Source organism: Chamaesiphon sp. OTE_75_metabat_556 (assembly GCF_031378165.1).
GTDB lineage: Bacteria > Cyanobacteriota > Cyanobacteriia > Cyanobacteriales > Chamaesiphonaceae > Chamaesiphon.
The window spans coordinates 1-19866 of the sequence record NZ_JANNDR010000026.1 but is presented as its reverse complement, the minus strand read 5'-3'; the positions used below and the strand labels follow the sequence as shown (position 1 = coordinate 19866).

At 47.2% G+C, this 19866-nt stretch carries 21 protein-coding genes; 8 read left to right on the top strand and 13 right to left on the bottom strand.

What is annotated here, in order from left to right; genetic code table 11:
• The first annotated feature begins 5 nt into the window (after positions 1–5).
• Entirely contained in the window at positions 6–1253 is a 1248-nt protein-coding gene (locus RMO27_RS01140; protein WP_309728269.1) for a lipid-A-disaccharide synthase-related protein, read from the top strand.
• Between the two features lie 155 nt (positions 1254–1408).
• On the opposite strand, the gene RMO27_RS01135 is transcribed toward RMO27_RS01140, so the two are convergent.
• Positions 1409–2464, bottom strand: a complete 1056-nt coding sequence (locus RMO27_RS01135; protein WP_309728267.1) for a Gfo/Idh/MocA family oxidoreductase — start codon at positions 2462–2464, stop codon at positions 1409–1411.
• Between the two features lie 371 nt (positions 2465–2835).
• Between RMO27_RS01135 and queC the strand changes: the two genes are divergently transcribed.
• The gene (gene queC, locus RMO27_RS01130) at positions 2836–3504 is read left to right on the top strand and encodes a 7-cyano-7-deazaguanine synthase QueC (protein WP_309728265.1); all 669 of its coding nucleotides are present in this window, start codon (positions 2836–2838) and stop codon (positions 3502–3504) included.
• A gap of 107 nt (positions 3505–3611) precedes the next feature.
• On the opposite strand, the gene RMO27_RS01125 is transcribed toward queC, so the two are convergent.
• Together RMO27_RS01125 and RMO27_RS01120 are read right to left on the bottom strand one after the other, a co-directional pair.
• A complete protein-coding gene (locus tag RMO27_RS01125; RefSeq protein ID WP_309728263.1) occupies positions 3612–4952 on the bottom strand; it encodes a hemolysin family protein in 1341 nt (446 codons plus the stop codon).
• 62 nt (positions 4953–5014) lie between these two features.
• Positions 5015–5713 (bottom strand): hypothetical protein, encoded by a 699-nt coding sequence (locus RMO27_RS01120; RefSeq protein WP_309728261.1) that lies wholly within the window; start codon positions 5711–5713, stop codon positions 5015–5017.
• Between the two features lie 41 nt (positions 5714–5754).
• Between RMO27_RS01120 and RMO27_RS01115 the strand changes: the two genes are divergently transcribed.
• Both RMO27_RS01115 and thrC read left to right on the top strand, forming a co-directional pair.
• On the top strand, positions 5755–6156 hold the full coding sequence (locus tag RMO27_RS01115) for a DUF2809 domain-containing protein (protein WP_309728259.1): 402 nt from the start codon (positions 5755–5757) through the stop codon (positions 6154–6156).
• A gap of 187 nt (positions 6157–6343) precedes the next feature.
• Positions 6344–7447, top strand: coding sequence for a threonine synthase (gene thrC / locus RMO27_RS01110; protein ID WP_309728258.1), 1104 nt, complete (start codon positions 6344–6346; stop codon positions 7445–7447).
• 170 nt (positions 7448–7617) lie between these two features.
• Here thrC and RMO27_RS01105 read toward each other — a convergent pair whose 3' ends face one another.
• From RMO27_RS01105 to pgeF, 3 genes are all read right to left on the bottom strand, one after another.
• Positions 7618–7959: a hypothetical protein gene (locus RMO27_RS01105; RefSeq protein WP_309728256.1), complete on the bottom strand. Its 342-nt coding sequence runs from the start codon at positions 7957–7959 to the stop codon at positions 7618–7620.
• A gap of 120 nt (positions 7960–8079) precedes the next feature.
• Complete coding sequence (locus tag RMO27_RS01100; RefSeq protein WP_309728254.1) at positions 8080–8685, bottom strand: VWA domain-containing protein; 606 nt, start codon at positions 8683–8685, stop codon at positions 8080–8082.
• Positions 8686–8740: 55 nt separating this feature from the next.
• Entirely contained in the window at positions 8741–9520 is a 780-nt protein-coding gene (pgeF, locus tag RMO27_RS01095) for a peptidoglycan editing factor PgeF (protein ID WP_309728252.1), read from the bottom strand.
• Between the two features lie 34 nt (positions 9521–9554).
• Between pgeF and RMO27_RS01090 the strand changes: the two genes are divergently transcribed.
• On the top strand, positions 9555–10550 hold the full coding sequence (locus RMO27_RS01090; RefSeq protein WP_309728249.1) for an alpha/beta hydrolase: 996 nt from the start codon (positions 9555–9557) through the stop codon (positions 10548–10550).
• A gap of 46 nt (positions 10551–10596) precedes the next feature.
• Here the strand turns inward: RMO27_RS01090 and RMO27_RS01085 are convergent, their stop codons facing one another.
• Positions 10597–11220, bottom strand: coding sequence for a CPP1-like family protein (locus tag RMO27_RS01085; RefSeq protein ID WP_309728247.1), 624 nt, complete (start codon positions 11218–11220; stop codon positions 10597–10599).
• 248 nt (positions 11221–11468) lie between these two features.
• Positions 11469–12047, bottom strand: coding sequence for a phosphatase PAP2 family protein (locus RMO27_RS01080; protein ID WP_309728245.1), 579 nt, complete (start codon positions 12045–12047; stop codon positions 11469–11471).
• Between the two features lie 170 nt (positions 12048–12217).
• Here RMO27_RS01080 and RMO27_RS01075 point away from each other — a divergent pair, with 170 nt between their 5' ends.
• Positions 12218–13225, top strand: coding sequence for an isochorismatase (locus tag RMO27_RS01075; protein WP_309728243.1), 1008 nt, complete (start codon positions 12218–12220; stop codon positions 13223–13225).
• 15 nt (positions 13226–13240) lie between these two features.
• Here the strand turns inward: RMO27_RS01075 and RMO27_RS01070 are convergent, their stop codons facing one another.
• Complete coding sequence (locus RMO27_RS01070) at positions 13241–14152, bottom strand: histone deacetylase (protein ID WP_309728289.1); 912 nt, start codon at positions 14150–14152, stop codon at positions 13241–13243.
• 320 nt (positions 14153–14472) lie between these two features.
• Complete coding sequence (locus RMO27_RS01065; protein WP_309728240.1) at positions 14473–15453, bottom strand: hypothetical protein; 981 nt, start codon at positions 15451–15453, stop codon at positions 14473–14475.
• 1179 nt (positions 15454–16632) lie between these two features.
• Between RMO27_RS01065 and RMO27_RS01060 the strand changes: the two genes are divergently transcribed.
• Complete coding sequence (locus tag RMO27_RS01060) at positions 16633–17940, top strand: folylpolyglutamate synthase/dihydrofolate synthase family protein (protein ID WP_309728238.1); 1308 nt, start codon at positions 16633–16635, stop codon at positions 17938–17940.
• Positions 17941–17978: 38 nt separating this feature from the next.
• Here RMO27_RS01060 and RMO27_RS01055 read toward each other — a convergent pair whose 3' ends face one another.
• Positions 17979–18299: a c-type cytochrome gene (locus tag RMO27_RS01055; RefSeq protein WP_396133592.1), complete on the bottom strand. Its 321-nt coding sequence runs from the start codon at positions 18297–18299 to the stop codon at positions 17979–17981.
• A 368-nt stretch (positions 18300–18667) separates the two neighbouring features.
• On the opposite strand from RMO27_RS01055, the gene petG reads away from it, so the two are divergent.
• Positions 18668–18781, top strand: coding sequence for a cytochrome b6-f complex subunit V (gene petG / locus RMO27_RS01050; protein WP_309728234.1), 114 nt, complete (start codon positions 18668–18670; stop codon positions 18779–18781).
• 43 nt (positions 18782–18824) lie between these two features.
• Here the strand turns inward: petG and rsmD are convergent, their stop codons facing one another.
• Positions 18825–19400 carry a 16S rRNA (guanine(966)-N(2))-methyltransferase RsmD gene (gene rsmD / locus RMO27_RS01045; protein ID WP_309728230.1) on the bottom strand — a complete coding sequence of 192 codons (576 nt, stop codon included), beginning with the start codon at positions 19398–19400 and terminating at the stop codon, positions 18825–18827.
• Positions 19401–19440: 40 nt separating this feature from the next.
• The coding region (locus tag RMO27_RS01040; RefSeq protein WP_309728228.1) for a DnaJ C-terminal domain-containing protein at positions 19441–19866 on the bottom strand (426 nt) is incomplete at its 5' end.

The following is a 19866-nucleotide window of genomic DNA, read 5'->3' as shown; positions in this document are numbered from 1 at the left end:
AAAGAATGAACAGCTTAGACTCACAACAAACAACCAAAAAAGTTCTATTCCTCAGTAATGGACACGGCGAAGATCTCAATGCCATCCAAATTGTCAAAGCCTTGCGAAAACAAGCACCAGATGTAGAAATTGGCGCAATGCCGATCGTTGGCTACGGTAATGCTTATCGTAACTTAAATATAAAAATCATCGGTCCGACTGAAGCTTTGCCATCTGGCGGTTTTGTCTATAACGACAGGTTTAAACTTCTAGAAGATATTCGATCGGGTTTATTTACTTTACTCTGGCAACAGATTCAATCTATCCGTAAGTATGGTGATAAATGCTCGGCAATTTTTGCGATCGGGGATGTCGTCGTGTTACTCGGTGCCTACCTCACAGGTAAACCATACATCTCATTTATGGTATCGAGTTCGGCATATTACGAGCACAAAATGCAGTATCCCAAACTAACGGAATGGCTGCTCAAATCCGATCGCTGTCAGCAGATTTTTACACGCGATCGCTATACCGCCGAGCTGTTAAATAAACAGGGTTATGATAAAGCCAGATTTGTCGGTTTTCCCGCAATGGATGCCTTGGAACTTACAGGCAAAGATCTACAATTATCGCCCGATTTACCACTAGTTGCTTTATTACCTGGGAGTAGATTGCCCGAAGCGGGCACAAATTTACAACTACTATTAGATTTGGCGATCGCGACATCACCATTATTTCCCGATGGGATTCAATTTTGTGCCGCTGTTACCCCAAATTTATGCCTGCCCGATGCGAATGGTATGATGCCGATCCAACAGGTAGCAGCACAAGGAGGATGGGAATATCATCCGACAGGTTATTTAACTCATCCCGAACATCAGATTAAGTTACGCTGCATTGATGATGCCTTTGCGGATATTTTAGATCGGTGCGATCTCGTAGCAGGGATGGCTGGCACAGCGATCGAACAAGCCGTCGGTTTGGGCAAACCAATCATGCAAATTCCTGGTGCTGGCCCGCAGTTTACCTATACTTTCGCCGAAGCGCAAATGCGCCTGTTGGGTTCTTCGATTCAAACCATTGGTACCAAACCAGCTACAGCAGAAACAATTACGCAAGCCGCGCAAGCCATTCAGCGCACGTTAGGGGATACAACATATCTCCAACAATGTCGGGAAAATGGATTGGAGCGGATCGGCGATAAGGGTGGTGGTGACGCAATGGCGCGGATTTTTGTCGATCGATTTTTAAAAACCGATTTACTCACACGCTAAAACATTAATAGTAGGGGTAATGTCTTGATTCGCTGTCTTGTCGTTTTTTTATTCGGGGGGAACCCCCGAATAAAAACGCCGCTAAACCCTCGGCAAAGCCGAGGAGCGCGAATCGCTTCATGAATTACCCCTACTATTACTATTACTTGGTAATTTTACTGATTTGTTAAGAGTTCCAGTCGATCTCGATCGGGTAATTTCCAGACCTTACCATCGAGTGCCATCTGTTCGATTAAGGTCGCGAGGCGGAGGGCTTTGAGTGCCTGCTCCCCCCCGACTGATGGTTCGCTGCCACACCTAACACAGTTGACAAAATGCTCTAACTCTGCATACAGTGGCTCGATGTTTTTGACATAGACTTTCTCGATCAGTCCGTCTTGGCGGTATAAGCCCTGATGATACTCATTGAGCAGATCGGCATTATGCCGATGGATCGAGATTTCGTTGCTGAGGAAATTGGCTTCGGTCAGGGATTGGCGACAGTGCGCGGCAATTAATCTAGTTTTGCGATGAGTAACTTTGCTGGCAGTCAGGGTGGCGACGACACCATTAGCAAAACCGAGGGTAGCAGTTACATAGTCTAAATATTTGGATTCGGGGCAACGACTACCATTGGCTGTGAGTCCCACAACTGGCGCACCAGCGAGTTCCATCAGTAAGTCGATGTCGTGGATCATCAAATCCAGCACGACAGAGACATCATTAGCCCGATTGGAGTAGGGACTCATCCGATGTGCTTCGAGGGCTAAAACTTTCTCAGTTTTAAGGACTTGACTGAGTTCTTGGAAGACGGGGTTAAAGCGTTCGATATGTCCGACTTGCAGGATGCACTGCGATTCCGCCGCCGCATTAACTAAAGCTTCAGCTTCTTCGATCGTGGCCGCGATCGGCTTTTCGATCAAGACGTGAATTCCCGCTTGGAGACAAGCGATCCCCACTTCATAGTGCAACCTAGTCGGGACGGCGATACAGACGGCATCGACTTGGGAGAGCAGCTCCCGATAGTCTTCATAAAATCTAGCTTTGTACTTACTAGCAGCTTCCAAACCATTTTCGACATTGACATCAGCGATGCCAACCAGCTTGACGTTTTTGAGGAGACTCAACACCCGTGCATGGTGTTGTCCCATATTGCCGATCCCGATGAGTCCTACTTTCAGTGGCTGGGGCGAACCCGACTGAATCCCTGTGTCTAACTGTCTGGCTGACATGCTATTTCTCACGCTAAATTTTACTCCTCCATCACAAATTAGTTATTCTTTGTTACCGATCGGCCAATCCCGATCTAGTTACCCAGCCATTGGGAGCTGGTTGGTGTCGATCGAGTCGAGCCAAACCGAGTGGTAACAATTGCATCGATAACCGATCGCTGCTTTATCTACTTAGAATAATCCCGATACTATCACAGCATCATGACTGTAAAGAACCGAAAAGTTTTGTTTATGTTCCTAAAGATCGTTTTTTAGCGGCTGAGGGAATTTTGGATTTGGGATCGAAATATCGCCCAGTCCCCCAGTCCCTTCATCCCGATCGACTAGAAAAGTTAAAATAGAAAACTCCTTCAATTATCAAGTTAGCCGTTGTGAAAGCAGTTATTCTCCTCTCTGGTGGTTTGGATTCCTCGACGGTGTTATATTTAGCCAAAAGTGAGGGCTACGATTGTTATGCGCTCTCTTTTGATTATCAACAACGTCATCGCCGTGAACTGAAAGCTGCACAGACGATCGCCACGGCGGTGGGGGTAGTCGCCCATCAAGTGGTCAACTTCGATCTGCGCTTGTGGGGCGGTTCGGCACTGACCGACGATCAGGTGGATTTGCCACAAGATCGCGATCTGGCTGCAATGTCAGAATCTATTCCCGTAACCTATGTTCCCGCCCGCAATACGATTTTTTTGAGCTTCGCGCTGGCATACGCCGAAGCGATCGCCGCTAGTCGAGTCTACATAGGTGTCAATGCGCTTGACTATTCTGGCTATCCTGATTGTCGTCCCGATTATATCGAGGCGATGCGATCGGTATTCCGCTTGGGTACCAAGCAAGGTCGCGAGGGCGAGCCGATCGAGATTGTCACACCCTTAATCGATCTCAAAAAGACAGAAATAATCCAACTCGGAGATCGATTAGGCGTCCCCTGGGCGCAAACTTGGTCTTGCTACTCTGGAGACAGCGTACCCTGTGGTACTTGTGATTCGTGTCGGTTGCGGCTAGCCGCTTTTGCCGAGCTGGGTTTAGTCGATCCGGGGAATTAGTGGATAGTGGATAGTTGGGAGTTGATAGTTGATAGTTCGATTCAAAATCACGAATCTAATACACCCTATTCACTATCCACTATTCACTGTCCACTATCCACTATCCACTAATCCCTCACCCCTATCCCCTTCCTCACCCGTACCCGATCGATCCTCGGTCCGATCGTCGAGATGACTGTAAAATTCCAGTCCTCGTAATCTAAGGATTCCCCAGATTGGGGGAATTGTTGCAATTTGTTAAGCAGAAATCCGGCCAGGGTTTGATAGTCATCAGATAGAGGCAACGAGATCTCTAGCTGCTGGTTGAGATCTTCGAGATTGATTTGGGCTTGGACGAGGAATGTCCCATCTGTGAGCTTTTGAAGTAATTCTGTCGGTCGATCGGAAGTGACTTTCATGCCGATCATTTCCTCGATCGCATCTTGGCGGGTAATCAAACCAGCGGTGTTGCCAAACTCATCCACCACGATCGTCATGTGGCGATTGGATTGCTGCATCTGTTGGAGGATAATGCTTACAGGTGTAGATTCGGTCACAAATGCGACTGGTTGAATCCAGCGGGCGATCGGGATTTGTCCGGCGGGTTTGCCCTGAGCTAGCAAAGTCACAAAATCTTTGAAAGTGACGCTGCCGACAATTTTATTGAGTGATGTATCCGTGACAGGATAGCGGGAATAACCAGTGGTGGCGACTTTGAGTAGGAGGGTCTGACAACTGGCAGCTTGGGGGATGGTGACGATCTGGGTCGCTGGTACCATGACATCGGTGGCGATCGTGTCGGCAAAGGCGAGGACTTTGGTGAGGACTTCCCGCTGTTCGAGGGCGAGTCCGCTCGATTCGCGCTCCGTCGAGACGATCGCTTGTAATTCTTTGAAAGTCACGCGCTCGCGACCGTCATATCGCTGGTGGATGCCAAATACCCGCAGACACAGTTTGGTCGATCGATCGAGCACCCAAATTAGGGGACTAAAAATCCGAGCGATGGCCAGGCTGGGCGCGCCTAAGACTCTAGCGATGCGTTCGGCATAAATCAACGCGATCGATTTGGGAATCAGTTCGCCAAAGACAATTTGCAGATATGCCAGCACGATAAATGTCACTGGAATCGCTAGGGAATGGGCAAGTGCCGATCCCAGTGAGAGCCGATCCAAGCCTTGGGAAAAGATTTGGGAAATCGCCCGTTCGCCAATCCACCCCAATGCCAGACTAGAAAGGGTAATACCTACTTGAGCGGTAGAGAGCAACCGCTCGATCCCGCGTTGGAGTGATTGGACTTGGCGGGCCGGATCGTCACCAGCCGCCACCAATTGATCGATCCGCGATCGTCGCACGGAGAGGATTGCGAATTCGGCAATCACAAAGAAGGCATTAATCGCAATCAACCCCAAAATAAGTAGGAGTCGCCACCCAATTTCTGAACCACCTAATAGTGGATGAGGATCGTTCATTGTCGGGAGATAGGAATGATAGTGACAGGAGGTGGAGGGGGAAAATCGCTAGGTCGAGCACCCTATTTGCCAACTGGAATACCAGCCGCTTCTAATTGGAGTTTTTTATCTACATCAGTTAATTGTAGAGAAACACTCTTAACTTTATCTAGCATGTTTTTTGGAATATTCAGCAAGACTTTGACATCGCGACCGTTGGCGGCGAGGTTACTGGGGAGTCCGGCAGTAGTCGCGTTGATGTTTTGAGCGCGATCTGTGGTCACACTAATTGTCCCTTGACCAAAATTCACGGGTTGACTGCCATGATTGGAGAGGGTTAATTCCAGTCGCAGACTATTGCCATTCGGGACGATCGATTTGACTGTCATCGTAATCCCCTGATCCTGTTTGACGATCGGTAATTTGGCGAGGGGCAAGCCAGTTTTGGGATCGTTTTTCACTGCTTTTTCAAATTCAGCAGCTTGCTTTTTAGCATCTTTTGCTTGCTTGGCATCTTTGAGTGGTTCGTCGATACCCATTTGTTTTTTGGCGCTAGCCAGGATTTCTTGCTCTTGGATCAGTTCTAGTCCTTTGGTATTGGTATTTTGTTGGCTGCCACCTTTGCTATTATTCGGACGGATATCTGGCTGGGTGACTCCTTTGAGTGCTTCATGCCCAGAGACAAAGCCCAGAACGCCACTCATAATTCCTGCTGCCAGCATGAAAAATAGTAAAATACTGGTCAGTAGTAAAGTACGATCGTTTTTGATACTTTTTTTCATGTTTATCCTTGCCGAAAATCAATTGAGACCATTGCCACTCCATGCCGATCAAGTCTGATCCATATCGATCGATTGTATTAGCTAATATACTAGCGATCGTCCCCCTCGGCTACATTGTTCGCTTCAGTCCTAGTTTACCCGAATATATCCGCGATCCGGCTGGAAGTGTCGCCTACCAACTGTTTTGGATCTTAGTGGTAATCGCGATCTACCCCCGGGCTAATCGGCGAATGACAGCCATTTGGGTGTGCCTGGGATCGTGCGCGATCGAGTTTCTCCAGCTCTACCAACCACCTTGGCTCCAAGCGATCCGCGCGACATTACCAGGAAGATTGGTATTGGGTAGTACTTTTTTGTGGTCGGATCTGCCTGTGTACTTTCTCGGTAGCTATCTAGGCTGGTTGTGGGTACGTTGGCTCGATCGATTAGGCTTGAGGCTTTAGAGATTAGATATTTAGGTTTTAGGCTTGAGCCTGTGACATTCGATCTCAAATCCCTAACGGCCTGCGGACTTATGATTTAAGTCCCAACAAGGCTCAGAATTATGCTTCAATAGTAGATCGGTGGGGGTCTGCGATCTTCAACGAGCAAGATTCGCCCATCATTTCTTAAGCAGGTTAGAGTCACATCATGAGTTTAGATACCCAAATTGAAGTCAATTCCGGAACTAGTACCAACCGTGGTTGGCCGGGATTAATCGAAACCTATCGAGCGTATCTACCTGTGACTGAGACTACACCAGTAGTCACCTTGCATGAGGGTAACACACCGTTGATCCCCGTGCCCACGATCGCGACCGAAATCGGTCGCGGTGTCAAAGTATACGTCAAATATGACGGCCTCAATCCCACTGGCAGTTTCAAAGATCGCGGCATGACGATGGCGATCACCAAAGCTAAAGAAGCTGGTGCCAAGGCGGTGATTTGTGCCAGTACGGGGAATACTTCAGCGGCGGCTGCTGCTTATGCCGTACGCGGCGGGATGCGCGCTTACGTGTTGATTCCCGATGGCTATGTCGCACTGGGAAAATTAGCCCAAGCCTTGCTCTATGGAGCTGAAGTGCTAGCGATTAAAGGAAATTTTGATGATGCACTGCATATCGTCCGGGAGATGGCCGAAAATTATCCGATTACCTTGGTAAATTCGGTCAATCCTTATCGACTTGAAGGTCAAAAAACCGCTGCCTTCGAGCTAGTCGATGCCCTCGGTGAAGCCCCTGATTGGTTGTGTATTCCCGTCGGTAATGGCGGTAATATTACGGCTTATTGGATGGGATTCAATCAGTATCATCAGCATGCCAAATGTCGGAACTTGCCCAAGATGATGGGTTTCCAAGCGGCTGGTTCGGCACCTTTAGTTAGTGGTGTCCGTGTTAAAGATCCCGAAACCCTGGCAACAGCGATTCGGATCGGCAATCCGGCGAACTGGGATAAAGCCATCAATGCGAAAAATGAGAGTGGTGGCGAATTTAATGCTGTCACCGATGCCGAAATCATTGCCGCTTATCGGTGGTTGGGTAGTAAAGAAGGGATCTTCTGTGAACCAGCTAGTGCGGCTTCTGTCGCCGGATTGCTCAAGGTCAAAGATCGCGTACCCGATCGCGCTACCGTAGTTTGTGTCCTGACTGGTAACGGTCTTAAAGATCCCGATACGGCGATCGCTAATAAGATCAATCCCTTCCAGCAAGGTATCGATGCCAATCTGCAAGCTGTGGCATTAGCCATGGGATTTTAAAATTAAGGCTACAGCCAATTTAACAGGTAGGGGTAATTCATGAATTACCCCTACCTGTTAAATTTCAATGATTAAGTAGATCTGTAGGTTGGGTCGAACGAATGTAAAACCCAAAAATCTTAACCAAAAAGCCGAGGTTTCCAGCCTCGGCTTTTTAGTGGGCATTTCTATTAATGAGCGGGATGGCAATTGTTATCGCCCCTCACCTGGCTTAACATCCCGCCTGCCTGTTTGGTTGCTAGTATTTTCCGCTCGGACTTAATCTCATCCAGTTCGTTCGCGGACAGATCGTTGGGAATGGAATCAAAATTAGCATTGCTCAAGTACAAGTCTTTCGTCTGTTCGAGGATGGCCTCAGTAGTCAAGCCATGATACTTGTAGGTTTGGCACACTTGCCGGTAAATTAACGCTCTAACATGACTGGGCATTCGATCTGTTAATTGAGCGTTAGAGGGGTTGGGCGTGAAGGAGATCGCAATTGCCAAGCTTAAGCAAGCTAACTGTCTCAACATAAAACCATGTAAAGTACCTGGGTCTATATTCAAGGCATTCAGTTAGATATCGGGATACTTTACGCCAGTCTTTGATCGATCCCAAGTGCTATCAGGACGAAAATGATTAATTTCAACCAGTTAATCATTAATTGCGCTCAATAAAATCTCATTGAGCGTGATATCTTCCATATCGTCCATCGTGATCGTATCGACGATATCAAACTTGGCACCAGCACGACTGAGATCGTCATCAAGGATTTTTAAAAACTTAGTTGCGGCTTCATCTAGTCCCACCTGAATGAACGAAATCGCCAATTCTTCATCGCGATCGAGTCTTTGAGTGGCATCGAGAATGACTTGCATCACTGCCTTGCGATCGTCGGGTTCGCCATCAGTTACGACCAAAATTATCTCACCATTGGCAGGTATTTTTCCAGTAGCTTTGCGCTGAAAATAACTCGCGATCGCATCGGCCAAAACTGCGGCTAAATCCGTTCGCCCAGAAGGATCGTTCTCCTGAAAAATCGTGCTAACTTTAGCGGCTGTGACGTTATCGTAACGTTTGAACTTACCTGAAAACAGATACATCGTAATCCCATCGGGGTCGAGTTCTTCGCACTTATTTGCTAAAGCTAATGCCGATTCCTGCATGATTTGCCAGCGACTCAAACCACCCGCTTTGTCTTTAGTTGACATGCTGCCGCTTTTATCGATAATCAGGGTGTAGTCGCGATTTTCTAGCATAAAATTTGATGATATTTAAGACGAATAAAGTTATATATAATTGTAGTAATTTAAATTACTTACTCACAATTCCCGACCATTGAATTTTTTTGAGTTTCTCCCGTCGGTAAGAAAAGAAATGTTCGGGTTCTTGAAACGTGCAATGGGGCGCGATCAAAATTTGGTGCGGAGCCACACCCATTCGTTCGAGTTGCAATTGATTGACTCGGCGCACATCTAGTCGCACTCTCCCCGCTTGTGAGTCCGGCAGTAGGGGTGAATTGGGCAATGACTGTAAATCGGCAGCATCAGCTTCTAGGTCGCCAGAGAGCGGTTTTAGGCCAATTGAGGCGCACACTTCCAATCCGACTTGGGTGGTGACTTGATAGACTTCACCTGCGATCGCCGGACCGATTGCGACGATAATATCGGTAAGGTTGCCACCCTGCAATAACAGTCTTTCTACTGCTACGGTTGCAATTTTCAATGACGTACCGCGCCAGCCGGCATGTACCGCTGCGACATTACCCGTGTGGCGATTGGCAATCAGGATCGGGTTGCAATCAGCACTCGCCACCCAGACGGCTTGTACTGGTTGCTCTGTCAACATGCCATCGCCTAGCGCATTACCAGTTTCTACCTCTACTTCTGTGGTACTGGCAATTTCGGTCGGTGTGAGGACGATCTTGCCGTGGATCTGCTTGAGCCGGTGGGTACTAGCATTCGCAGCCAAAACTGGGGTAAGCTCGTGGGGTTCGCGGGGATTAAACTGACGCGTAAAAAAGCCATGTTGCCAGTCAGCCAGTAAATCGCAAGTTAAATACGGTAGTTCCGACCAAGTTTGCCACTGCCACATAAATACAAGTTTCTATCTATAGGGATCGATACAGATGTTTACTAGCTTATCACCCCTTCAGGTTATCGAGATTGCGCTGCTCGCTACGACGACAATTTATCATCAGATGGCGAGTTATCGCGATCGTCGATTTCCCATCTATCCAGGTAAATTAGTGACTACTAGTGACGGTAGCAGCAGACATCTAACAATCCGTGGTAATGGTAATCTGACGATCGTTGTTGACGCGAGCCTGGGTGGAGTTGAGGGCTATTTATTAATAGATGAACTAGCGAAGATTGCTAGCGTCTGTATCTACGATCGATCTGGCTATGGTTGGAGTGGGAGTTCGTCAGCACCACGTACTAGCCAACAGATCGTCACCGAGTTGCACGATCTATTAAACGTTGCGCAGATCCCGCCGCCATATCTATTAGTCGGGGATTCATTTGGTAGTTATAATCTGCGATTGTACGCGCATCAATTTCCCAATGAGGTACGGGGGTTGGTTTTAACTGATGGCTTGCATGAAGATGCGATGTTGGCTTTACCGATAAGTGTGGGTATCCTCAAAGCATTTTTCACACTGAGTTTTGGATTTGTGGCGATCGGGGCAGCTTTGGGAATTGTCAGAGTGTTGGGTCTGATCGGCATTTTTGAGCTAATCAAACCCGAACTCAAAAAATTTGCCCCAGTCGATCGGCAATATGTCAAAAGATCGTTTTATAGTGCCAACCATTGGCTGACAATGGGACGAGAAATGTGGAATTTGGATACTAGTGGCAGACAATTAAAAATAGCGAATAATTTAGGAGATTTGCCGATCTTCAGTATTAAATCGCGAACTTTTTTACGACCATTACTAGGGGTTAAATTACTCTCACTATCAGCCGCCGATCGAGTCCGCGATCGCATCCACCTGGATTTGCTTAAATTATCTACTAATACTACCCAGATTTTAGCCGATCGCAGTAGTCATTTTGTCTGGATTGACGAACCAGAGCTGATTGTAGCTGCGGTTGCTAGTTTAGTGCGGAAAATCGATCACTAAAATATCCCACATTCGATCGTGGGCACAAAGACAATCTAGATTGTAATTACTTAGTGAAACTACTGACAACCCACAGCAACAGAAAAGTTAATAAACCCGCAAACACACTGCCATTGATACCGAGCTGTGCGATTGGTAAATGAGCGGATTCTACCAACAATACTGAGATCGCGGTACCGACAAGCAAAGCAATGAAGCTACCTAATAAAGCGCGCTTGAATCGACGTTGCTTTTGATTGATAAAATACAAGCTAAATCCAGCACCGATAGCAATCAGTGTCGGTAATCCTGAATATGCAATACTCGGCACTAATGCTGCACCACTCAATACGGCATAGACGCCAGAAGTAGTTAAAATCTGCGATTGGCTGGGACGCTCGAAAGTATCTCCCAACCAGCTAGGAGAATTGGCAGTTGTTAGAGACGGAAATTTGGGGACAACAGTAGGTAATTTTTCGGGAAATCTAATTCCATCGGGCACTTTGATTTTGCCTTGTTGGCGGAGTTTGAGCCGCTCCATCAAGATCGCATCATAAGCGGCTTCGATATTATCTTGTAGCTGTCGATCGTCACCCAATTGAGCGATGACACGTTGCTTAGCAGCTTGGATCTCTTCAAAGGTCGCATCTTCTGCGACCCCAAGCTGCTCGTAAGGACTCTGCTGACTCATTCACAACCTCCGATCGATAGTCTCCACCTACTACTTCTTACTCTAGACTGCTTTAGAAGTATCTGCCACATTTGCAAGAAAATGTTAAGAAGTTGGGAGCGAGGAGTTGGGCGTTGGGAGCGGGGAGTTGGGAGTTGGGAGATTGTGAGATTGGGTGACTGGGATCGCGAAAGAGAATAATAAAGCTTGCTGCCAAACCCTTTATCCACTATTCACTATCCACTATCCACTACCCTCTACCCCCTAATCTAAAACTCCCCTTTAACTTGCAAGCCATAGACGGTATTCCCTTGTCCATCTGGGCGAATCAGCGGAAATAGTAGCAAACCGCGTTTTTGTCCGAGTTCGACTTCGCCAATTAAATAGCCCAATCCTGCACCAACTAATACATCAGCGAAGCGGTGGCGATTGAGATCTAGGCGCGAATAACCAATCAAAGCAGCACCACTGTACCAAAGAATCGCATAGTCAGGATGGTAGTGACTTTGGATGCGGGCTACTGCAAAAGCTGTCGTCGCATGACAACTCGGAAAACTATCTAGCTCCCGCTCATTGTCGGGACGCGGAGATCTAATCACTTCTTTGAGTCCGTAACAGAGTGCGGCACTAGTCCCCAAAGCATCGACAACCCGCAATGAATGTTGTCCGCCGTCCGCGCCATCAGTGAGCAAGGGCAGTAACGCGCCACCACCCAGATAGAGGATTGTACCTGCACCTGAAACAAACTCCGAAAACCCTTTATTGGTTGTTTGGGCGCGAACGCTGGGCGCGAAGCTGCTGCCGCTGAGGATGAGCGTCGCTGCCAGCAAAGTTTGTTTCCAAGCCATGTTTATTTCTCTCTTAAGCCGTTGACAGTTGCATAATACCGCTTTTTGAGAGCAGGATGGAGACAGGGGATGGGGAGACAAGCTGATTTGTGGTGGCGATTCTAAACGGTTGCCATATATAGTAATATTTACTATAATTAAATTATTGCTTAAATTTAAATATACTATATATGACTCAGCTACCGATACCATCTCACTTTCAACCTGATCGAGTGGGCGAAATCTGGCGGGTGCCTTATCAACAACGATCGATCGACGCCAAAGCATGGGCACAACAGCATCAACTGCATCCGACATCCCAGAGCCAATCTCAGGTTAAGCTATTACTCATTGATGTCCAGAATACCTTCTGTCTGCCGGATTTTGAGCTATTCGTCGGCGGTCGAAGTGGGCGCGGGGCGATCGAGGATAATGTGCGGCTGACTGAGTTTATTTATCACAATTTAGGTGAAATCGACCAAATCGTTGCGACAATGGATACCCATCATCTGCATCAGATTTTCCATCCAGCGTTTTGGATCGATCGCGAAGGCAATCATCCAACTCCTGCGGTGACGACGATCGAGCCAGAGGATGTAAAATCGGGAAAATGGCGTGTCAATCCAGAATTTGGCGATGAGAATGCTGACAAGCTTCAGGCGTATGCATTGCACTATGTCCAGCAATTGAGCGAAGGCGGGAAATATCCCCTGCTGATTTGGCCTTATCATGCGATGTTGGGTGGGATCGGGCACGCTTTAGTACCAGCGGTGGAAGAGGCGATCTTTTTTCATGGCATCGCCCGCAATAGTCAGGCAAGTTTTTCGATTAAAGGCGATCGAACTTTGACGGAAAATTACTCGGCGTTGGCTCCAGAGGTTTTTACAAACCAATTTGGTGAAACAATTGCCAGTAAAAACGATACTTTAATCGGGCATTTACTCGCAGCAGATAAGTTAATTATTGCCGGACAAGCGCAGAGTCATTGTGTTGCTTGGACGGTGAGCGATCTGTTAGCCGAAATTAATGCAATCGATCCCCAACTCGCCCGCAAGGTTTACTTATTAGCCGATTGCACTTCGCCAGTGGTAATTCCTGATGTCGTTGACTATACAGCGCAAGCGGATGCAGCGTACCAAAGGTTTGCAGCGGCAGGGATGAATATAGTCAAATCGACAGACGATCTCATATTCCACTAGAAAGGGAGATAGGATTTAAACCAAACAGCGTTCGATCGTGGCGACTACTGATGCGCCCAGGGAATCAAAATCATAACCACCTTCCAATCCAAACACAATCTTGCGCGTGACTTGTAAACAATAATCGGTGAAGATGCCAAAATCTGCTGGTTTCAGGGCAATATTAGCCAGTGGATCGGCAGAGTTGGCATCGTATCCCGCACTGACGATCAGCAGATCTGGCTCAAATGCTGTTAAAAATGGTAGGACTTGGGTTTCAAATAGTGGCTGATAATCCTCGATCGTACTACCAGCCTGCATCGGTAAATTCAACAGATTTTTATAAACACCTCGCTCGATCGCTTTGCCAGTACCAGGGTAGTGAGGAAACTCATGCAAGGAACAATAAGCAATCTGGGGATTGTAGGCTGCTACTGCCTGGGTGCCGTTGCCATGATGGACATCCCAATCGAGGATTGCCACCCGCTCGGCACCATGTGCCAAAGCATAAGTTGCCGCGATCGCTGCATTGCTAAAAATACAAAACCCCATCCCCCGATCTGGCTCGGCATGATGTCCTGGCGGGCGCGCCAGCACAAAGGCGGGTTCGCCTGTCGATAGGGCAAGATCGACGCCATCTAGCCAAGCATTGACAGCCAGAAGCGCAACGTCATAAGTTTTCACGGAGACGGGTGTATCGGGATCGAGCGATCCACCACTTTGGCAAATCTGCTGCACGGATTGGATGTATTCCACCGGATGAACTTTCTCAATCCAAGCTACAGGCGATCGAGTTTGGGTGGCTGTCGGCTCTATCCAATCGATTCGCTCTGCCCAGATTGTCTGTTCCAGAGCCGACTTAATTGCTGTCAGTCGGGCTGGTTTTTCGGGATGAAATACCCCTGTCTCGTGTAATAAAAATTCGTCCGAATAGATAACTGGAAACATAAAAGTTGGCGATCGATCTTGATTGGGCGGAGCGCGGAGTGAGGGGAGTTGGGAGTTGGGAGTTGGAAAAGCCAAAATTTCCAACTCTCCATCTAAACTGCTATCCCCTCTTGGATTTTCTTAACTTGTCACGAATTGGGTTCCCCGTCCATGAAGGCGCATCAAGACAACGCTCAGGGAGATTTGATTTATCCTCTACTATCGCTGGTGCAAACCTGTGATGGCAAGATGGGTCGCTAAACTGAGAATCCTCTCGCCTAAAGGCGAGAGGATTCTCAAGAGCTGTACTGATCTTTTTTGACTGAGGATTCAAACAGCCACTAGGCGACAGCCAGCTCGCGAACGGATTGCTGTGCCACAAAAGCTTGTGTTTCGGCATCAACGCGTGCGAACATCTCCTCCAACAAGTTCATGAATTGCTCGAAACCTTCCAATGCCCACTGCATGATTTGCTCTTTAGATTCGGGACGATAATCTGCCACCAGGTTCAAAGCATCGACAACACACTCAAAGTGAGAAGCTTCGACACCACCAGCACCTTCATGGCTGGCATGGATCAATATATAACACCAAGGATGATAACGGTGTCCGCTGACTTGTGATGCTGGAGTTTTGCGCAAGTAGGCATCAAAACCCACATTTTTATGGTCATAACGTACGACTTTATCGACTAATTCAGACTCGATATCGCCAAACAACTCGGATGCCGCATGAAATCCCATGCTCCGAATTAGAGAAGCTGCATTACCAGGAACGCCAGCATAACCTTCCATAATGCCATTACAAATATCAGTCAACCATAATGGTACGGGTGAAAATTGATTCCGCTCGGCGGTCGAGAGTCCAGCATAATCGCCCATTGTCCGCAGTAACAGTTGAGCCAGTGCTCTATGCGTCGCACCATCCTTGACACCTTCATCAGCAGCCGCAATCATCACCTTGGCGGCTAGTTCATGTCCCCGATCTGCTTCTTCAATGACCTCAACATTCGGATCGTTGAAGAGATAACGCGACATGGCGATCGAACTTGCCAACCGTGAAATTACTGCCGAAGTATAAGCATTGAAGTGAGTATACCGCTGGAAAAACATGTACAACCCAGTCGGATTTTGAATCGCCCGATTGAAGTACTGCTCGATTTTATCTCCGGCCTCAGCGACAGCAAAGCACTCCCTAAAGAAATCTCCAGAAAAGGGTTTAACACCATTTTGGACAGCTACATTAGCTTTAACAATGGCTTGAGTTAAATTTACACTTTGAGCTGTAGCAGATGAAGTCATTGCGGTTTGGAGATTTTGCATACAATTAAGAGATCCTAGTCTAGAAGATATGGTTTACTTTTTCAGGGATTGATGTTGAAATATTTAATTAACAGTAATTATTTATTTAAATACAACTCCTTGCTTACGATCGAGACAATGAAAACCGTGCGATTCGTCGAAGCTAACTTATGATGATTTTCTTCAGTAAACTTAACAAGCTTTGTATGTCCTTGAAAGATCTGTAATCTATACTGGTCAACAATTCTTGCTCAATGTTATTGAATATTCACATGATTGTGTACCATCGTCAATGGTATCTTTTAACTACAATTTTTCAGAAATTACCTGTTATTTCAAATATGTTGTTTTAGCTGTAAAATAGACGATGAAAATCCACTCGACAATCGACATAATGCGATGCAAGTAATGTTAATTCTTTGGATTTTTCAAGCTTTGCGATCGAACTAGATTCAAAGCCTGTATTACTACTATATTTTTCCTCCGATCCTCGATATCTATCTCAAATCGATTGCAACTACTACTAATGAAACTTGTTTGTTTGCTGACGAGCACACATCGAGAATCGGAGAGTTAGCTTTTAATTTAGAGAATTATCTTAAATCATTAAGATTAGCTTCTAACAAAATACAGTTAACACTTGTAGTTTTTCAGAGGCACAAATGGTTCGTTTTTTTCATGTCTTTTGCATCGGTTTACACCCATTCTATGAGCGGGAGATCGGACGGTCAACAGTACGGAGGACAAGATAGGCATAATAGCGTACTCAAGTATACAGCTTATGTTGACAAATAGATCGAGGCAAATAGCTAACAACCTATGCTGTCAGAAGATTGATGAATTCTTGCTGTACGTAATAATGAGTAGTGAACTTACACTATTACAACAGCAAGTTTGTGAGACTAATAGTTATTGCTGAGAGTAAATTCTACTTGGATTGGGGCAAATGTTCGATCGATTAATCGGTGCGCAAAAAGCTTACAAGAGCTTAGATATGTAACATTCAATCGGACAATGCATACTAAATTTCCAGAACTAGTAAGATCGTTGCTGACTGAGTGAGAGTATCGAATTCCCTCGCGATCGATTGTGAGCTGATGATTTCGCAAAATTGACAGCAGATTGACAATCGATCGATGCTAGTATTTCGATCGAAAAGAATGTATAAATTAAAATCCCGCTCTATTCATTAATGACTAAGTGACAGATTCAACTTCCGCGATCGACCGACGCTTGGCACCCTTTCACCAATTCGGGGTGAATCTGGGACTAGAACGCATCCAAACCTTACTCGCCGCACTGGGTTCCCCACACCGGTCGGTGCCGATAATTCACGTTGCCGGGACAAATGGCAAAGGCTCCGTCTGTGCTTATTTATCTAGTATTCTGCGCGACGCTGGTTATCGAGTCGGTCGGTATACCTCGCCCCATTTGGTGGACTGGAACGAACGCATTTGTATCGATAACGCGCCGATTAGTACAGAGGATGCCCTCAGTGTCATCGATCGAGCGATCGCCGCCATCGATCCAAATCTGCCGATTCCCACCCAATTTGAAATCGTGACAGCGGCGATGTGGCTATATTTTGCCGAATCGCAAGTCGATATTGCCGTCATCGAAGTCGGCTTGGGGGGACGACTGGATGCCACAAATGTCTGCGATCGACCTTTAGCTACAGTCATTACCTCGATCGCCTACGAACATTGGCAACAGCTCGGCGATACGATCGCCAAAATTGCTGGCGAAAAAGCTGGTATCCTCAAACTAGGTTGTCCGGCCATTATTGGCACCCTCCCACCAGCGGCGATGAGTGTTGTCGCCGCACGAGTTGACGCGCTAAATTGCCCTGTAATATGGGTTAAACCAGCAGTGCCTTCACAAGCACCACAGAATGGATCTAAAGTCGCATCAGGTTCGGATTTCCTGCCGTGGGTGGAGTCGGCTGGTGTTTGTTATCCGCTGGCTTTATTGGGTGAGATGCAATTGACTAATTCGGCGATCGCGGTCGCTACGATTCAAATATTGCGCCAAACAGGATGGCAGATTAGCGACATAGCGATTGGTGCTGGGATGGCTGGTACGCGCTGGTTAGGGCGAATTCAGTGGACGAAGTGGCAAGCCCATCACTTATTAATTGATGGCGCGCACAATCCGGCGGCGGCGATCGCGTTGCGGCAATATGTAGACACACTCGATCGACCGATTAGTTGGACGATCGGGATGCTGACAACCAAAGCACATCAAGAAATTTTTCAAGCCTTACTCCGCCCTGGCGATCGATTGTATCTAGTACCCGTGCCAGACCACAGTTCGGCCGATCTAGATTTACTAGCCGATCTCGCTCGCTCTGTCTGTCCGGTGCTGAAATCGATCGAGACTTATCCAGATCTCGGAACTGGATTGGCCGCAGCTACAACAGCAGTCGAGACTCATCAACCAGTACTTTGTGGCTCGCTCTACCTACTGGGTTACTTCCTAAAGCTGGAACAATCTGACAATTTAGGGTGATTATCCCAAACAGTACTTTCTACCCTCTACCCTCTAACTTACAACGTTTCCAAATAACTGAGTAGATCGGCCATTTCTTGCGGATTGGGCTGAAATTGCGGCATGGGGGGCGTATTGCCACTGGTGACTTGTTCGATCAGGCTATGGGGCGATTTGCGTTTGGAGATTTCGCGGAGACTAGGGCCGACCCGACCGCCAGCGTCTAAACCATGACAACCACTACAATTGATCTGAAAGATTGCATGTCCTAATGTCGAATCACCAGTTTTGGCTAAGACGCTAGTGGTGTATGGATTGGATGCTCGCAGTGACTGCCAACCGACGATCGCGAGTACACAGATTGTCAAAGCCAACACAATCGACCCAATCTGCTGCCATGATGTTTGCCTGTGTTTTGGGAGTCGGATATCCAAGACGTGCCTGCTATGTGATTGATTTAAATTAATGATTTTAAAAGAGCAGATTCTACAGCGAAGCGGATCTGCGCACCTAATAGTGTATCTACAAATTTAAGGTTTAAGATACATTTCTTAAATATCTTAAGCTTTTTCTCGTATTATAAAGTTTTGCAAGCCAGACTGGGCAGGTGGGATCGCTCAGTTCGGGCTAATAGATGATGTAGTAATGAAGTAGCGTGGATCGACTCAAGTCAAGTACCTTGCGTCGATCGCCCTAAACCCGATACGCTAGAGATACTTATTTTAATTAATTACGGAGCTTTAACGTTGTGGTAGAACCTTTACTATCTGGGATCGTCCTCGGTTTAGTTTTCATTACTCTGAGCGGCTTGTTTGTGGCGGCTTATCTTCAGTATAAGCGTGGCAATCAAATCGGTCTGTAGTTTAGGCTTTAGGCTTTGGGACGCTTGCGTCCCGATACTTTTCTCATACTAGCTCGTTAGTGCCTTGCTCCTGGAGCTGATAAAACGACAGGGCAGTATTGCCATATTGCTTGTAGCGGCAGAGTTGGAGTGTGGGCAAAGAAGTGGGCAAGCTACTAATTTCGGAGCTGGGGCTGTGTTCTACTGCCACTTCACCCCCAACCGCTAATAATTGATATCGATCGATTGCCGCTAAGACTGGCTGATATAAGTCGCCAGCGTAAGGCGGATCGAAATAAATCCGATCAAATTTTTGGCCGTGAAGATCGCCCAATTTGGTGACAACATCTGCGCGCAAGAGTTGAAATGTTTGATTGGCAACCCTAACTTTTGCCCAATTTTGCTCGATCAGATCGCCAGCAGCACTCGATCTTTCGATGCCGACTACTAATTTGGCCGATCGACATAGGGCTTCTGCACCCATCGCCCCGCTCCCAGTACACAGATCCAGCCAGCGACAATCGGCGATCGATCCTTGCCAAATATTGAACAGAGCTTGTCGGACGCGGACGGGTGTCGGGCGAGTTTCCAGTCCCGGCAACGTTTTTAACTCGCGATTGCCATAGATTCTAATACTCATTGATTTGGTAATTTATCGATCGCGTGCGATCTACGATTCTCTACAACATCACTTGGGTAAAATTACTACGCGGATCGAAGGTACGCGCAGCTCGGATTTTTTCATAGAGTTCCCGCTCGGCAGGCGTCAGACTTTTGGGTGTAGCGATGATAATCTTCGCTAGTTGGTCGCCGCGTTCGCCGCGAGGATCGATCCAGCCTTTGCCACGCAGTCGTAGCGATTGCCCCGATCGCACGCCAGCAGGCACACTGACGGTCACCATCCCATCGGGAGTAGGAATTTCAATTTGGGCACCAAGCACGGCCTCATCGGGGGTGACAGGGACTTCACAGGTGAGTTGTTCGCCATCGAGTTTGAAGAAGGGATGGGGCTGCAATTCGACGGTGAGATATAAGTCACCCCGTTGCTTGTTATAGGTATTCACATTGCCCTTACCGCGCACTCTAATCCGGCTGCCAGCTTTGGC

What these genes read in the sequence shown, in the direction of transcription:
- RMO27_RS01075 (WP_309728243.1), top strand. Translation starts at nt 12,218, where the DNA reads ATGACTCAGCTACCGATACCATCTCACTTTCAACCTGATCGAGTGGGC.
- RMO27_RS01090 (WP_309728249.1), top strand. Translation starts at nt 9,555, where the DNA reads ATGTTTACTAGCTTATCACCCCTTCAGGTTATCGAGATTGCGCTGCTC.
- rsmD (WP_309728230.1), bottom strand. Translation starts at nt 19,400, where the DNA reads ATGAGTATTAGAATCTATGGCAATCGCGAGTTAAAAACGTTGCCGGGA.
- RMO27_RS01100 (WP_309728254.1), bottom strand. Translation starts at nt 8,685, where the DNA reads ATGCTAGAAAATCGCGACTACACCCTGATTATCGATAAAAGCGGCAGC.
- RMO27_RS01140 (WP_309728269.1), top strand. Translation starts at nt 6, where the DNA reads ATGAACAGCTTAGACTCACAACAAACAACCAAAAAAGTTCTATTCCTC.
- RMO27_RS01080 (WP_309728245.1), bottom strand. Translation starts at nt 12,047, where the DNA reads ATGGCTTGGAAACAAACTTTGCTGGCAGCGACGCTCATCCTCAGCGGC.
- thrC (WP_309728258.1), top strand. Translation starts at nt 6,344, where the DNA reads ATGAGTTTAGATACCCAAATTGAAGTCAATTCCGGAACTAGTACCAAC.
- RMO27_RS01120 (WP_309728261.1), bottom strand. Translation starts at nt 5,713, where the DNA reads ATGAAAAAAAGTATCAAAAACGATCGTACTTTACTACTGACCAGTATT.
- RMO27_RS01135 (WP_309728267.1), bottom strand. Translation starts at nt 2,464, where the DNA reads ATGTCAGCCAGACAGTTAGACACAGGGATTCAGTCGGGTTCGCCCCAG.
- pgeF (WP_309728252.1), bottom strand. Translation starts at nt 9,520, where the DNA reads ATGTGGCAGTGGCAAACTTGGTCGGAACTACCGTATTTAACTTGCGAT.
- RMO27_RS01065 (WP_309728240.1), bottom strand. Translation starts at nt 15,453, where the DNA reads ATGCAAAATCTCCAAACCGCAATGACTTCATCTGCTACAGCTCAAAGT.
- RMO27_RS01070 (WP_309728289.1), bottom strand. Translation starts at nt 14,152, where the DNA reads ATGTTTCCAGTTATCTATTCGGACGAATTTTTATTACACGAGACAGGG.
- RMO27_RS01105 (WP_309728256.1), bottom strand. Translation starts at nt 7,959, where the DNA reads ATGTTGAGACAGTTAGCTTGCTTAAGCTTGGCAATTGCGATCTCCTTC.
- RMO27_RS01125 (WP_309728263.1), bottom strand. Translation starts at nt 4,952, where the DNA reads ATGAACGATCCTCATCCACTATTAGGTGGTTCAGAAATTGGGTGGCGA.
- RMO27_RS01085 (WP_309728247.1), bottom strand. Translation starts at nt 11,220, where the DNA reads ATGAGTCAGCAGAGTCCTTACGAGCAGCTTGGGGTCGCAGAAGATGCG.
- RMO27_RS01115 (WP_309728259.1), top strand. Translation starts at nt 5,755, where the DNA reads ATGCCGATCAAGTCTGATCCATATCGATCGATTGTATTAGCTAATATA.